The organism is Shewanella sp. Choline-02u-19, from assembly GCF_002836205.1.
GTDB lineage: Bacteria > Pseudomonadota > Gammaproteobacteria > Enterobacterales > Shewanellaceae > Shewanella.
Window position 1 is genome coordinate 2,575,214 of sequence record NZ_PJBE01000013.1, and the last position, 14,109, is coordinate 2,589,322.

Below are 14,109 nucleotides of genomic sequence, written 5' to 3' on the forward strand. Positions count from 1 at the left end.
CTCTCTCTTCCATCAGCCGTTCGCAACGTTCAGCATATCAAACCTTGTTGGTAATACTGAAGCTAAGTCTGCAGCGCCAGTGCGTAATAATGCTTCTGTTGATTGCCAATCGATACAAGCATCTGTCACCGAGACACCATAAGCTAATTCGTTTAACGGTAAGTTGCTGCTTTGCTTACCCGCATTAAGGTGACTCTCTAGCATCACCCCAATAATAGACTGGTTACCATTAACGATTTGGCGGAACACATCTTCACACACAGGAACTTGCTTGTTGTGATCTTTTGATGAATTACCATGACTGCAATCCACAATTAGGCGCGCGTTCAATTTAGCGGCATGCAGTTGCTTCTCACACTCAGCGACGCTATCCGCATCGTAATTTGGCGCTTTACCCCCGCGTAAAATCACATGACCGTCTGGATTGCCAGCCGTTTGCAGTAAGGCAACTTGACCTTTTTGGTTAATCCCCATAAAACGATGGCTACTCGCAGCAGATTCAAGCGCATTGATTGCTACTCCAAGTTTTCCGTCAGTACCATTTTTAAAGCCGACAGGCATAGAGAGTCCTGATGCCATCTCGCGGTGAGTCTGCGATTCAGTGGTACGAGCTCCAATCGCTGACCAAGTGATCAGTTCCGACATGTACTGTGGACTAATGGGATCAAGCGCTTCAGTGGCGACAGGAAGTCCAAGCTCAGCCAGCCAAATCATCAATTCGCGTGCCTTACGTAATCCTTTATCAACGTTAAACGACTCATTCATATCAGGGTCGTTAATCATGCCTTTCCAGCCCACGGTAGTACGCGGCTTTTCGAAGTAAACGCGCATCAACACATAGAATTGGTCGCCTAACGCATCATGTAGCTTTTTCAGCTTAAGTGCGTACTCTTTGGCAGCATCGATATCGTGAATAGAGCAAGGTCCGGAGATCACCAAGACTCGATTATCTCGCTTATGCACGATGTCAGATACCGTTTTACGGGCCTTAAGGACATATTGGCTAGCATGAGCAGACAAGGGGAGATCGCGCTTTAACTCCTCTGGAGTCACCAACACTTTCTCTGAACTAATATGGATATTATTTATCGTATCTTGCTGCATGCTTATCACCTGATTTAAGTGTTAACTGGCTAATAATTTGCGGCATTGTCGCCTCAATTAACAGTTAATCTTACTAAATTATACGTAATTGCGTAATGCTACACCATTACACCTTGAGAGCACTATGCCTGTCCGTCTGATTAAGATCAAGTAGCAAGTGCAGTAAATGAATAATTTTGTGCTTACAGCCGGTTTTACTAAGCTCAATTAATTAAACAGATTAGCTGAGGAATCTAGGTGCAAGTATATGAAGAGAGATTTTTGCGAGTAGGAGATGAAGTGTAATAGGTAAACTAAAGTGACTTTTTACTGAATCGCAGCTCACAAAAAACCGCCATATAGGCGGTCTCTCGTGCGAACACTGCATCTTTTTTATAACTAGGGACTAAATTACTTAGTTCCGAGCTTCTCACGGATACGTGCAGACTTACCTGAACGTTCACGTAGATAGTAAAGCTTAGCACGACGAACACGGCCGCGACGCTTAACTTCGATGCTAGAGATGATTGGGCTGTGAGTCTGGAACGCACGCTCAACACCTTCACCATTAGAGATTTTACGTACTGTGAATGCAGAGTGAACGCCGCGATTACGCTTAGCGATTACAACGCCTTCGAACGCCTGTAGACGCTCTTTACCGCCTTCTACAACACGTACTTTAACAACTACTGTATCACCGGCACCAAATTCTGGTACGTCGGTTTTCATTTGCTCTTCGTTGAGCATTTTGATGATGTTATTCATTAAATAAACTCCATTCTAGTAATAACTGCGCTTCGACTAATCATCTTGTTTGATGCTGTCTACAAATTCAGCTAAAAGCTGCTTTTGTTCGCCAGTCAGAGCTAGATTTTCAAGTAATTCTGGTCGTCTTAACAAAGTTCTACTGAGACTTTGTTGCAGACGCCAGCGTCTAATATGTTCGTGGTTTCCACTTAACAATACGGCTGGAACATCCAGACCATCCATACTTTCAGGACGCGTATAGTGGGGACAATCCAGTAAACCGTCAGAGAAGGAATCCTGCTCTGCCGAAGCCTTTTTTCCTAGCACGCCAGGAACCAGCCTTGATACTGAATCAATCAAAGTCATCGCTGGTATTTCACCGCCCGAAAGCACGTAATCTCCAATCGACCACTCTTCATCCACTTCAGTTTGAATAATGCGTTCATCGACACCTTCGTATCGTCCACACACTAAAATCAAACTGGATGACTTTGCTAACTCTTCAACGCCTTGCTGTGTAAGCTTACGGCCTTGAGGAGAAAGGTAGATCACCTTTGCCTCTTTTCCAGCTGCAGCTTTTGCTGCATGGATGGCATCGCGTAGAGGTTGCACCATCATTAACATGCCAGGGCCACCACCGTATGGGCGGTCATCCACTGTATTATGTTTATCATGGGTGAAATCACGAGGATTCCACGTTTGCATCTCTAGCAAACCCTTGCTAACTGCACGACCCGTTACGCCAAAGTCTGTTACGGCACGAAACATCTCCGGAAACAGGGTTACTACCCCTAACCACATCTGCTGTACCTCGACTTAAAAGTCCGGATCCCAATCCACTAAAATCTGTTTTGCCGTCAAATCCACCTTTAGGATGAACTGTTCGGTAACAAAGGGAACCATTCGTTCCGCTTTGCCAAAGCCATCTTTCGCGTTAGCCTTAACAAGAAGTACGTCATTTGATCCTGTTTCCACGATCTCCTGCACTTTACCCATGTTATAGCCTTTGGTATTAACCACTTCACATCCGATAAGATCTCGCCAGTAGAATTCATCTTCTGGCAAAACGTTCATCTGTTCAGCGGGTACGGCAATCTCACAATTTGTAAGTGCCTGAGCCTGATCCCGTGTTTCTACGCCTTCAAGACAAGCGACAACCGCTTTACCTTGCATGCGCCACTGGAGGACTTTAACCTCGCGCCATTCACCTTGCTCTTTTAACAACCAAGGAGAATAATCAAAAATACCTTCAACAGAATCGGTATAGGTAGTGATCTTCAACCAACCTTTAATGCCATGACTTGAACCTAATTTACCAAGTACGACGGGTTCTTGTTTACTGCTCATCAATCTATACCTTAACGCTATTAAGCAGCTGCTTTACGAGCGTCTTTGATCAATTTTGCTACACGATCAGATGTAGCAGCACCGTTAGCAACCCAATGCTCAACACGGTCAAGATCTAAGCGTAAAGCTTCTTCTTGGCCACGAGCTAATGGGTTAAAAAAGCCAACACGCTCAATGAAACGACCGTCACGGGCGTTACGGCTGTCAGCAACAACGATGTTATAAAATGGACGCTTTTTTGCGCCGCCACGAGCTAAACGAATGGTAACCATGCGTTTTGTATCCTCTAATGATTTGCTTTTTATCAAGCAAAAATAAAAACTGAAACTCCGTGTTCGCGGAGAGCCCCAGATAGAAAGCTGGCAGATATTACCTGACTGACCAGCGAATGCAACCGTAATCGACGTTTATTACGCCAAAAACGATTCACAGGCTAGAATGAAAACTCACCCTAGCCTGTAAAATTAGATACGGAACAATTAATAATAGACTAGCGTCCAGGCATTTTCATGCCCGGTGGTAACATACCGCTCATACCGCGCATCATCTTTTTCATGCCGCCTTTAGCCGACATTTTCTTCATCATTTTCTGCATTTGCGTAAACTGTTTAAGCAAACGGTTTACGTCTTGAATTTGTGTACCAGAACCCATCGCAATGCGGCGTTTACGTGAACCCTTAATAATATCAGGGCGCTGACGCTCACCTTTCGTCATTGAATTAATAATGGCTTCCATTTGGCCGGTCATTTTACCGTCTTGAACTTGAGCAAGCGCTTCTGGTGGTAACTGACCCACGCCAGGAAGCTTCTCAATCATGTTCATCATGCCGCCCATGTTCTTCATTTGCAGCAGCTGTTCGCGGAAATCTTCTAGATCGAAGTTACCGCCTTTCTTTACTTTTGCCGCAAGCTTCATCGCCTTGTCTTGGTCGACACCGCGCTCAACTTCTTCTATAAGCGACAATACATCGCCCATACCAAGAATACGTGAAGCAATTCTGTCAGGATGGAAAGCTTCTAGTGCGTCGGTTTTCTCACCCACACCCAAGAACTTAATTGGCTTACCGGTAATATGGCGAATCGACAGTGCAGCACCGCCTCGTGCATCACCATCAACCTTGGTCAATACGACACCCGTAAGAGGCAATGCTTCGTTAAAGGCTTTGGCCGTAGTTGCCGCATCTTGACCTGTCATGGCATCAACCACAAACAAGGTTTCGACTGGATTAACGGTAGCGTGAAGCTCTTTAATCTCATCCATCATGGCTTCATCAACATGCAAACGACCTGCAGTATCGACAATAACAACATCAATGAACTTAAGCTTAGCGTGCGCAATGGCTGCTTTAGCAATATCAACCGGTTTTTGGCTGACATCTGATGGGAAGAACTCGACTTCCACTTCTGCCGCTAACGTTTCGAGCTGCTTGATTGCAGCAGGACGATATACATCGGCACTCACAACCAGAACAGATTTCTTTTCGCGCTCGCGTAAGAACTTAGAAAGTTTCGCGACACTGGTGGTTTTACCCGCACCTTGCAGGCCGGCCATCATTATCACTGCTGGCGGTTGAGCTGACAGGTTCAAAGCTTCATTAGCTTCACCCATCGAATTTTCTAGCTCACTTTGAACAATCTTAATAAACGCCTGGCCGGGACTTAGGCTTTTGGATACCTCTTGTCCGACAGCGCGCTCTTTTACGCTATTAACAAAGTCACGTACAACTGGTAAGGCAACGTCGGCCTCAAGTAGCGCCATGCGAACTTCGCGCAAGGTTTCCTTAACGTTCTCTTCCGTTAAGCGACCACGGCCGCTGATATTTTTCAGCGTACGTGACAGTCTGTCAGTTAAGTTCTCAAACATTATCCAGTTCTTACCGTTTAAAATTGATATTGATGGCCCGTATTATAGCGATGCCCAGATATTATGCTACTCAATGCACCAAGTAACTTGGTTTACATTTGCCCCTAGAGGCAACATTTTGCGAAAAAACCGACCTAAGACATATAATCCACTCAATTATGCACCGAATGCCACTGCCCACTAACCCGAGCTCATGTTACTCTAATGGCTAGCGTTGTACGCGATTTCCGTGATTAAAACCGAGTGCGTTTAGAATGGAAACACAGCGCGTTACGATTTGTGATTCAGTAATTTAACTTCTGCATGAATCAGGTTAATATAAATGTCGTTTAGTCTGCTTTAACTTTTTGGTTCAGCCAACAAGTTAATAAAACAATAGTCAACAAAACAATAGGTTAATACTCAATGGTTATTTTTTCAGCGTCAGCCATGTTTTTTTACAGTATTGCTTTGATACTCGTCGCGACTCGTCTTTTTCACGCAGACGGACCCAACCGAAAATTAGTTGCGGGTGTCGCAGCCATTGGTGTTGTTTTACACGCGGCAGCGCTATCGCAAGCTATTTTTACGGGTAACGGACAAAACTTTAGCCTGACCAATGTCATCTCAATGGTGAATTGGATCATCGCCTTTAGTTTCACCGTCTTAATGTTCCGTCTTAAAGTCATCGTCGTTGTGCCTGTGGTATATGCTTGTTCGGTGATCTCGGTTGCCCTTTTATGGCTAGTACCACCAGAGTATATTACGCACTTTGACATCCACCCAGATGTACTCGTGCACGTAGTGCTGTCATTAATGGCCTACAGTGCCTTAATGATTGCGGCGTTATATGCCATCCAGTTAGCGATTATTCAGCGTCGACTCAAGAATAAAAAGCTCATTATGACATCAACAATGCCGCCTCTGATGACCGTTGAAAAACAGCTGTATCATCTTGTTATTGTCGGCGTAATTTTATTGAGCTTAGCGCTTGCGACTGGTTTTATCTTCCTCGATGATATGTTTGAAGAAGGCAAAGGTCACAAAGCGATTCTGTCTATCCTGGCTTGGTGCGTCTACATTGGTATGTTAGCCCAGCAATATTGGGTGGGTTGTAAAATTAGAACTGCCGTTGCCTATACCCTAACAGGGGGAGTGTTGTTGACGCTCGCGTACTTTGGTGCCCGCATCGTTAAAGAGTTAATCCTCAGCTAATTCTCATCTTAGTCAACTTTGGCTCAATCAGTTCAGCATTGAGCCAAACTTGACATGCTTTCGAAATATCTGTAATTACTAATTTTTACAGCTTTTATTTATCCACTGCGGAGCTCCAACTTTTGGACGAAATATCCACTGGCGTACTATTGTCTGTTCTGTGCGTCTTAATTCTACTTTCAGCCTATTTCTCAGGGTCTGAAACCGCGATGATGACCTTAAACCGATATCGTCTACGCCATCTAGCATCTAGCGGCCATAAAGGGGCGATTCGAGCCACTAAGCTGTTGGAGCGGCCGGATCGGCTGATTGGCCTTATTCTCATTGGCAACAACCTCGTCAATATCCTAGCCTCATCCATTGCAACGATTATAGGCCTCCGCCTATTTGGTGATGTTGGTATTGCCATCTCTACCGGTGTATTAACATTAGTGGTACTGGTTTTTGCCGAAGTCACCCCCAAAACATTTGCTGCATTGCACCCAGAACGTATCGCTTTTCCATCAAGCTTTATATTACAGTTCTTACTCATCGTGCTGTCACCATTTGTAAAAATCGTTAATGGCATCACCTCTGGAGTGCTCAAACTCGCGGGCATCAACTCGACAAAAACCTCAGACGCATTAAGCCAAGAAGAGCTGCGCACTGTTGTGCACGAAGCTGGTGCATTGATCCCAAGGCGACATCAAGAGATGCTATTGTCGATCATGGATTTAGAGAAGGTGACGGTAGAAGATGTCATGGTGCCGCGCTCAGACTTATATGCCATCAACATCAATGACGAATTTAAGAGCATTAATAAGCAGGTCATTCAGAGCCCACATACTCGCGTTCTACTCTACCGCGACACAGTCGATGACGCTGTCGGCTTTGTTCATTTGCGTGATGCATTACGATTGCAGTCTAAAGAGCAGTTCAGCAAATCTTCATTACTGCGCGCCGTAAAAGAGTTGTACTTTATTCCTGAAGGCACCCCCCTCAACGTACAACTGAGCAACTTTCAGCAAAACAAAGAACGTATTGGTCTCGTCGTTGATGAGTATGGCGACATTCAAGGACTCGTTACTTTAGAGGATATTCTCGAAGAGATTGTAGGTGACTACACCACATCGATGCTTGCCACCCCGAGTGAAGATATTTGCGAACAACAAGATGGCAGTTTTCTTATTGAAGCCACCATCAACATCCGTGAATTGAATAAAGAGATGGAATGGCACTTTCCGATTGACGGCCCTAAAACCCTCAATGGTTTGATATTAGAGCATCTTGAAGAGATCCCAACAGTAAAAACCAGCATGCGTATTGCTGGCTACCCCATTGAAGTCATCAAACTGGGTGATAACATGGTCAAGACAGTGCGGGTGCTACCTCAGCATTATGAGCAACCCAAACATTAACCACTAAATCCCCCTAAAAACGCTAATCATTGATTAGCGTTTTTTTGTAACGATTGCCATTATGCTACTTTACCTTTTTTGCTGCTTCAATCGCTCTGCGTTTATCTCGTGCAATAGGGGTTATTTCAGCTAATAAATCTTTTTCTAAACCCAACTTAAAATACACTTCAGCCATCAAAAAGAATGGCCCTATGAGTAATTGATTAAGGTCATCAACAAAAGCGGGTTTAGCTTTCTCATATTTGTGGCCGATAAACTGAATAATCCATCCCACAATAAACGTCGCAATCGCGATATAACCAGCGCCATCATATCGAGCAACGACACTCGAGGTGTAGAGCACTGGAATGATAAACAAGGTTAAGCCGATAGCTAACTTTGCATGCAACATAAAATAGTAAGCTAAAACAATGACTGCAAAAATGGTGGCCACATTAAAGCTAATGGCTGGATCGTCAAACACCACAAAGTTGATTGGAATAAGGTTAAAACCGACAAAAGCGGACCAGATGATAAGCGGTACACCAAAGAAATGCGTCTTTATATTACTCGGATTTAAATGCACGCTTTTATAGGTCGATAACTGCTCAGCGGCGGATTTCATCTTAGTGTCTCCATACTTGATCAAGTCTCATTATAGTTATTATTTAACTTATCTTTAACCTAAAGGATTTTACCCACGATTAATAGAGCAAATATTCAGCCCGGATATCAAGTCTTTGTAAGTTTGATCTCAAAAAGTGCAGCAAGCCTATTTCCATTGAAGTGATGTACTAAAGATCTCATCGGATGCATTAGTCATCTATCTATAATACACGCCAGTATAAATGTATGTAACTTAGTAAGAGCGTCTTGGGGGAAACCTGCAGGAGAAGCCCGCTCCTTGGCATTAAGCTACCACGGCATATATGAATCTATTCAGATCAGACGAGCAATGTTCCTTGCCCAAGTTTATGATTGAATTCCACGACGTTGGTTAAGCGGAGTTTAATAAGGTTAGCTATCTGTAAGACTGCTGAAATATAACATCAAGAAAAAGCACCACTATCAGCCATACTGCTCAACATAACCAGTGCAGCACCAAATAAGGGGATATTTGCAGCTAGCCCATAACGCCATTTTTTAAATGCGAATTTACCGACGATTAAGCTTGCAACAAATACCGTTACTACCCACAAAATACAAGTGAATAAAAACGCTAACCCCGTAGCAATACCTTCATGATCAATTCTATCGACCTCAATCAGATACATAGGCCCAATTATTTGTAATATTGGTGTGGCGATAATAAACAAACTCAGTATTAATTTATTCTCGATCATTTTGTCTATCCGGGCCTTATTCAATGCATCATCTTGCTAAACAATACTTAGCGCTCAATAATGACCTTGCAACTAAGACTCTAAAATTACCGTTGCCGTGGCATAGTGCTGCTCATCTGCAATAGACAAATGCCCTCTCACGCCGCCCAGCTCAGCGAGCCTATCAGCAGCACCCGCAGTAAAAGTGACGATAGGGGCGCCATTATCATTATTGCTGATCGCTATATGTTGAAATGACACACCACGGCCTATGCCTGTTCCTAGTGCTTTGGCTGCGGCTTCTTTCGCAGCAAAGCGCTTAGCCAGATAGCGACCGGGGTTAGATGAATCAACAAACAAGGCATGCTCTGTCGGCGTGAGTACTCTTTTGGCGAGACGGTTATTGTGTAACTCTTGTTCTCCCGCTTTGGGGACTCGCGCTTCGATACGCGCAATCTCAACAATGTCTGTACCTAAGCCAACAATCATAAATCCCTCAACACTCGCTGATAGTTAAACAAAAGCCGAGAATAGCTCAGTGCTACGCTCGGCTTTAAAAGCAGCTTTAAAAGCAGCTTTAAAAACCTTTACTCGCCTCGACGACCTTCGACCATTAACTGCTTCATATCACGTACGGCCGTCGCTAATCCATCGATAGCAGCGCGAGCGATAATCGAATGACCGATATTAAGCTCGTAAAGCTCAGGGATCGCGGCAATAGGCTTAACGTTATGGTAATGCAAACCATGACCCGCATTAACCACTAAACCTTTACCATGGGCATAAGTTGCCATCTCGCTGATACGGCTAAGTTCAGTTGCGGTATCGGCATCCGTTAGTGCGTCTGCGTAACAACCCGTATGGATCTCAATCACGGGAGCACCAACGGCAACAGCCGCGTCAATTTGAGTGGTATCTGCATCAATAAACAAAGAGACCTTAATGCCCTCTTGAGTCAAACGTGCTACAGCAGCTGCAATTTTGTCTTGCTGGCCCGCAACATCAAGACCACCTTCGGTTGTAAGCTCCTCACGTTTCTCTGGCACTAGGCAAACGTAAGCAGGCTTAATATCGCAAGCAATATCAAGCATCTCATCGGTGACAGCCATCTCGAAGTTCATGCGCGTCTTTAAGGTTTTCGCTAACGTATATACATCTCTGTCGATGATATGACGGCGATCTTCACGCAAATGGATGGTAATACCTTCAGCGCCAGCATGTTCGGCGACGGCGGCAGCATGAACAGGATCAGGATAGTTTGTACCGCGAGCTTGGCGTAGCGTAGCAATGTGGTCAATGTTAACGCCCAGTAGGATCCGGCTCATGTGTATTCCTTAAATAGACAACAATATAAAAAGGCTATTGTACTGGGAGATTTAACGTTTAGCTAGCGAGGGGCTGGTCGTTACGCCATTGAATTAGCCAAGATTACCCTTTCCGGACAGTGTTGCCTGAATTTGCACGTTTCTTGATAAACAAGCTGCGTGAGTGCAATGGTTTATCGCCCAGGGTAGGTGCTAATAGCTGTCGCATCAGCTTCTTGGCTTCCGTTGAATGTTGGGCTGATAGGGATTGATCCTTGAGCGCGACTAACATTGCGCCGGTAAAGAATTTGTGTTGATTAAACGCTGTCGCAACGACGGGCATAAAGCCATGTTCCATATCCAAACGGTAGAAGCCACTGGCCGTAATGAACGCCCCCGACGGATCATTTTCGAGCGATGGCATCGTGCCTAACTCTTGCAGCAATGCTAATTCAAAATAACGCAACTGGATTTGGTCAAACCCTTTTGCCATTGCGATGAGTGTTTGATGATAATTAAAAAATAGATCCTCGGCACTGTGCTGCACGGTTAGGCAGCGGATAAGCAACTCGTTAAGATAGAGACCTGAATATAAACAATCACCGCTTAACGGCACTGCTGGACTAGCCGCTTCAACTTGCTTTAAATTCTTTAAATCCGACTTGCCCTGCAATTGAAAAATGATTGGCTGGAAGGGCTGCACTATGCTGCGGATTGAATTTTTTGCGCCTCCTAGTCGTGCCACAGCGTCAACACGACCTTTACCATCAACCAATAGATTAACGAGTACACTAGACTCGCGAAAGGGTCGAGTATGAAGAACGTATCCACGCTCCATAATGATTAAATCCTAAAGGGTAAATGCATTAAAACAACAAAACATCATAGCATGTGTCATTTTATCAGTTGTATCAGTTGTATCAGTTGTATCGGTTTTATCGGCTGTATCGGCTCTATCGGCTTTATCGGCTGTATCGGCTCTATCGGCTTTATCGGCTTTATCGGCTTTATCGGCTGTATCGGCTCTATCGGCTTTACCCGGCTCTATCGGCTTTAACCGACTGTAGTGAGTTAATCACGATTCAATAAGGATAGGTATAAAAATGCCTCTTCTTATTGCTAAAAAGAGGCATTATTGTCAAGCGAAGTAAATGATTACTCGTCGCCGTAGCCTAAGCTACGCAATGCGCGTTCATCATCAGCCCAGCCTGATTTGACCTTAACCCACATCTCTAAGAAAACCTTATTATCAAACAGGGTTTCCATATCAACACGGGCGGCAGAACTGATGGTCTTAATACGCTCGCCTTTATTACCAATCACCATCCGCTTTTGCGTTTCACGCTCAACCAAGACTAATGCGTTGATCTGGTAAACGCCGTTTTCCATCATCTTAAACTGCTCAATCTCAACCGTACAATCGTAAGGCAGTTCGTCACCTAAAAAACGCATGAGTTTTTCACGAACGATTTCTGATGCCATAAACTTTTGCGAACGGTCCGTCACATAATCTTCAGGGAAGAAATGTGGAGACTCCGGCACAACCTCAACTGACATATCCAAGATACGTTGTACGTTGGTGCCTTGAGTCGCCGATATAGGCAGAATTTCATCAAAATCAAACTTTTTAGCTAACTCTTGCAGATACGGGAACAGTGCTTTTTTATCTTTAATATTATCCACTTTATTGATGGCTAATATTGTTTTACGGCCATCGTCACGGCTCTGTAATTTACGCAGTACCATGTCGTCATCAGCGGTCCAAGTCATGCCGTCCACCACAAAGATAACTAAGGCGACTTCGGCAAGCGAGCTGGCGGCAGCACGGTTCATTAAACGGTTAATGGCGCGCTTCTCTTCCATGTGCAAACCGGGGGTATCAATAAATACCACCTGTCGTGGACCGTCAGTATGAATTCCCATAATACGGTGTCTAGTCGTTTGAGGCTTTTTAGAGGTAATACTGACTTTTTGGCCTAACAGTTTGTTAAGCAAAGTCGATTTACCAACATTTGGTCGCCCTACTATCGCCACCATACCGCAATAAGTCACTGCATACTTAACCGCTGATGAAGGGTTATTCATCTGTGCGAGTAAGTCATCTAAACTCGGCTCATTGCTCTCTGGTAAATCTTTGTTGTTACTCATTTCTTTATTAACTCCAACACTTGAGCGGCTGCACTTTGTTCTGCTTTTCGGCGTGAACTAGCAACCCCAGCAACGGCTTGTTTCAAGTCTTCTACAACACATTCAACGGTAAAGGTTTGCTCGTGAGCATCCCCTTCAGTATGGACGACTTTATAAATAGGCAGTGGTTTTCTGAACTTCTGCAAATGCTCTTGAAGCAAAGTCTTTGGATCTTTCTGGTTAATCGGCTCGATAATGTCCAAACGCGATGCATACCAATTAAGGACTAGCCTTCGGCAATTCTCGATTTCTGAATCAAGATAGATAGCACCAATAATGGCTTCTACCGCATCGGCTAAAATAGATTCTCGTCTAAAACCGCCACTTTTGAGTTCGCCTGGGCCAAGCTTTAGGTAATCGCCGAGCTTAAACTCAATAGCAATTTCTGCGAGCATTTTCCCGCAGACTAATGTCGCTCTCATGCGGCTTAAATCGCCTTCAGTTGCTTTAGGAAACTGATGATATAGCGCATCAGAAATCACAATTGAAAGTATTGAATCACCTAAAAACTCAAGTCGTTCATTATGCTTATTAGACGCACTTCGATGTGTTAGCGCCTGATCTAAGAATGCTTGGTCTGCAAACACATAACCTAAAGTACGGCATAGTCTAGGGATATTTTTAATCGGTTCCATATTACACAATTCCGCCTACACGGTTAAAACGTACCCCTGTTGGGATCCAAGCTGGCAATAAGTCAGCAGCCGTTCTGTCAAATTCAAAACTAATCCAAATAGCGACCGCTTTACCGACTAAGTTTTGTTCGGGTACAAAGCCCCAGAAACGACTGTCTGTACTGTTGTCGCGGTTATCGCCCATTGCAAAATACTGTCCTTCTGGAACAATAAATTCAGTTAACGGTACGTTCTCTTGGCGATGATAGTAATTAATCATGTCTGGTCGAGACGGGTTAATTAAGATGTCATGAGTAACATCACCAAGCTGCTCTTTATAACGCAATAATGGCGTACCATCTTGCGAAAACTCGCCACGGTTAACCGAAACACGCTCAACCACTTTTAATTCAGGACAAGGACTTTGACCTTCAGCACAAGCAGGTTGGATAGAAAGTTGTTTATTACGGTATACAATTCTATCGCCAGGCAAACCAACAATACGCTTGATATAGTCGATTTTTGGATTTTCAGGGTACTTGAATACCGCCACATCTCCACGTTCAGGCTTACCCGTTTCCTTTAGGGTTGAGCGCCATACAGGATCTTTAATCCCGTAACTAAACTTCTCTACCAGAATAAAGTCACCGACTAATAATGTCGGCATCATTGAGCCTGATGGGATCTGAAATGGCTCATAAATAAAAGAGCGTAGAATAAGTACGAACGCAATCACGGGGAAGATTGACTTTGCCGTTTCAACAAACGCTGACTCGCGCATGATAACTTCAATACTGTCTTCATTTAGATCAACTTCTGCAGCTTGAGCCATTGCCAACTTCTCACGACGCTTAGGCGCAAATAAAAGCGCATCCGCCATCCAAACTAGACCACTGCCTAGCGTGACAAAGACTAAAATAAGAGAAAAATAGGCTGCCATTATTAATTAACTCCTGCCGAACATAATTGGGTAGCGATGAAAATACCGCTGTCACTAAGGTTATACGCCAGTAATGAAAGCGCCGCAAACTGCGGCGCAAACTCTAGCGATATATTAACAAATCTTAATCG

17 protein-coding genes are annotated in these 14,109 nt (G+C 44.2%); 3 read left to right on the top strand and 14 right to left on the bottom strand.

The window, feature by feature from the left end; all coding sequences use genetic code 11:
- Positions 1 to 12 precede the first annotated feature (12 nt).
- The 6 genes from CXF83_RS17855 to ffh all read right to left on the bottom strand — a co-directional run bounded on the left by CXF83_RS17855 (position 13) and on the right by ffh (position 5,041).
- Positions 13 to 1,104: a 3-deoxy-7-phosphoheptulonate synthase gene (locus CXF83_RS17855; RefSeq protein WP_101090468.1), complete on the bottom strand. Its 1,092-nt coding sequence runs from the start codon at positions 1,102 to 1,104 to the stop codon at positions 13 to 15.
- Positions 1,105 to 1,494: 390 nt separating this feature from the next.
- Positions 1,495 to 1,848 (bottom strand): 50S ribosomal protein L19, encoded by a 354-nt coding sequence (gene rplS, locus CXF83_RS17860; RefSeq protein ID WP_101090469.1) that lies wholly within the window; start codon positions 1,846 to 1,848, stop codon positions 1,495 to 1,497.
- 36 nt (positions 1,849 to 1,884) lie between these two features.
- Positions 1,885 to 2,631, bottom strand: coding sequence for a tRNA (guanosine(37)-N1)-methyltransferase TrmD (gene trmD / locus CXF83_RS17865; RefSeq protein ID WP_101090470.1), 747 nt, complete (start codon positions 2,629 to 2,631; stop codon positions 1,885 to 1,887).
- Between the two features lie 15 nt (positions 2,632 to 2,646).
- Complete coding sequence (rimM, locus tag CXF83_RS17870) at positions 2,647 to 3,177, bottom strand: ribosome maturation factor RimM (protein ID WP_101090471.1); 531 nt, start codon at positions 3,175 to 3,177, stop codon at positions 2,647 to 2,649.
- A 20-nt stretch (positions 3,178 to 3,197) separates the two neighbouring features.
- The gene (gene rpsP / locus CXF83_RS17875; RefSeq protein ID WP_101090472.1) at positions 3,198 to 3,449 is read right to left on the bottom strand and encodes a 30S ribosomal protein S16; all 252 of its coding nucleotides are present in this window, start codon (positions 3,447 to 3,449) and stop codon (positions 3,198 to 3,200) included.
- Positions 3,450 to 3,667: 218 nt separating this feature from the next.
- The gene (ffh, locus tag CXF83_RS17880; protein WP_101090473.1) at positions 3,668 to 5,041 is read right to left on the bottom strand and encodes a signal recognition particle protein; all 1,374 of its coding nucleotides are present in this window, start codon (positions 5,039 to 5,041) and stop codon (positions 3,668 to 3,670) included.
- 405 nt (positions 5,042 to 5,446) lie between these two features.
- Here ffh and CXF83_RS17885 point away from each other — a divergent pair, with 405 nt between their 5' ends.
- Positions 5,447 to 6,235, top strand: a complete 789-nt coding sequence (locus CXF83_RS17885) for a cytochrome C assembly family protein (protein ID WP_101090474.1) — start codon at positions 5,447 to 5,449, stop codon at positions 6,233 to 6,235.
- Between the two features lie 122 nt (positions 6,236 to 6,357).
- Positions 6,358 to 7,632, top strand: coding sequence for an HlyC/CorC family transporter (locus CXF83_RS17890; RefSeq protein WP_101090475.1), 1,275 nt, complete (start codon positions 6,358 to 6,360; stop codon positions 7,630 to 7,632).
- 64 nt (positions 7,633 to 7,696) lie between these two features.
- Here CXF83_RS17890 and CXF83_RS17895 read toward each other — a convergent pair whose 3' ends face one another.
- From CXF83_RS17895 to recO, 5 genes are all read right to left on the bottom strand, one after another.
- Positions 7,697 to 8,236 carry an Mpo1 family 2-hydroxy fatty acid dioxygenase gene (locus tag CXF83_RS17895; RefSeq protein ID WP_101090476.1) on the bottom strand — a complete coding sequence of 180 codons (540 nt, stop codon included), beginning with the start codon at positions 8,234 to 8,236 and terminating at the stop codon, positions 7,697 to 7,699.
- A gap of 424 nt (positions 8,237 to 8,660) precedes the next feature.
- On the bottom strand, positions 8,661 to 8,954 hold the full coding sequence (locus tag CXF83_RS17900; RefSeq protein WP_232775140.1) for a hypothetical protein: 294 nt from the start codon (positions 8,952 to 8,954) through the stop codon (positions 8,661 to 8,663).
- A 72-nt stretch (positions 8,955 to 9,026) separates the two neighbouring features.
- Positions 9,027 to 9,422 (bottom strand): holo-ACP synthase, encoded by a 396-nt coding sequence (acpS, locus tag CXF83_RS17905; protein WP_101090477.1) that lies wholly within the window; start codon positions 9,420 to 9,422, stop codon positions 9,027 to 9,029.
- Between the two features lie 98 nt (positions 9,423 to 9,520).
- A complete protein-coding gene (gene pdxJ, locus CXF83_RS17910; protein WP_101090478.1) occupies positions 9,521 to 10,258 on the bottom strand; it encodes a pyridoxine 5'-phosphate synthase in 738 nt (245 codons plus the stop codon).
- Positions 10,259 to 10,361: 103 nt separating this feature from the next.
- The gene (gene recO, locus CXF83_RS17915; RefSeq protein ID WP_101090479.1) at positions 10,362 to 11,075 is read right to left on the bottom strand and encodes a DNA repair protein RecO; all 714 of its coding nucleotides are present in this window, start codon (positions 11,073 to 11,075) and stop codon (positions 10,362 to 10,364) included.
- 51 nt (positions 11,076 to 11,126) lie between these two features.
- Here recO and CXF83_RS17920 point away from each other — a divergent pair, with 51 nt between their 5' ends.
- Positions 11,127 to 11,294, top strand: coding sequence for a hypothetical protein (locus tag CXF83_RS17920; protein ID WP_198553552.1), 168 nt, complete (start codon positions 11,127 to 11,129; stop codon positions 11,292 to 11,294).
- Positions 11,295 to 11,392: 98 nt separating this feature from the next.
- Here the strand turns inward: CXF83_RS17920 and era are convergent, their stop codons facing one another.
- Genes era through lepB form a run of 3 tightly spaced genes read right to left on the bottom strand, consistent with a single transcriptional unit; the run spans position 11,393 to position 13,978 of the window.
- Positions 11,393 to 12,385: a GTPase Era gene (era, locus tag CXF83_RS17925; RefSeq protein ID WP_101090481.1), complete on the bottom strand. Its 993-nt coding sequence runs from the start codon at positions 12,383 to 12,385 to the stop codon at positions 11,393 to 11,395.
- Complete coding sequence (gene rnc, locus CXF83_RS17930; RefSeq protein WP_101090482.1) at positions 12,382 to 13,059, bottom strand: ribonuclease III; 678 nt, start codon at positions 13,057 to 13,059, stop codon at positions 12,382 to 12,384. The genes era and rnc overlap by 4 nt, the downstream gene beginning before the upstream one ends.
- Before the next feature lies 1 nt (position 13,060).
- On the bottom strand, positions 13,061 to 13,978 hold the full coding sequence (lepB, locus tag CXF83_RS17935; RefSeq protein WP_101090483.1) for a signal peptidase I: 918 nt from the start codon (positions 13,976 to 13,978) through the stop codon (positions 13,061 to 13,063).
- Positions 13,979 to 14,109 lie beyond the last annotated feature (131 nt).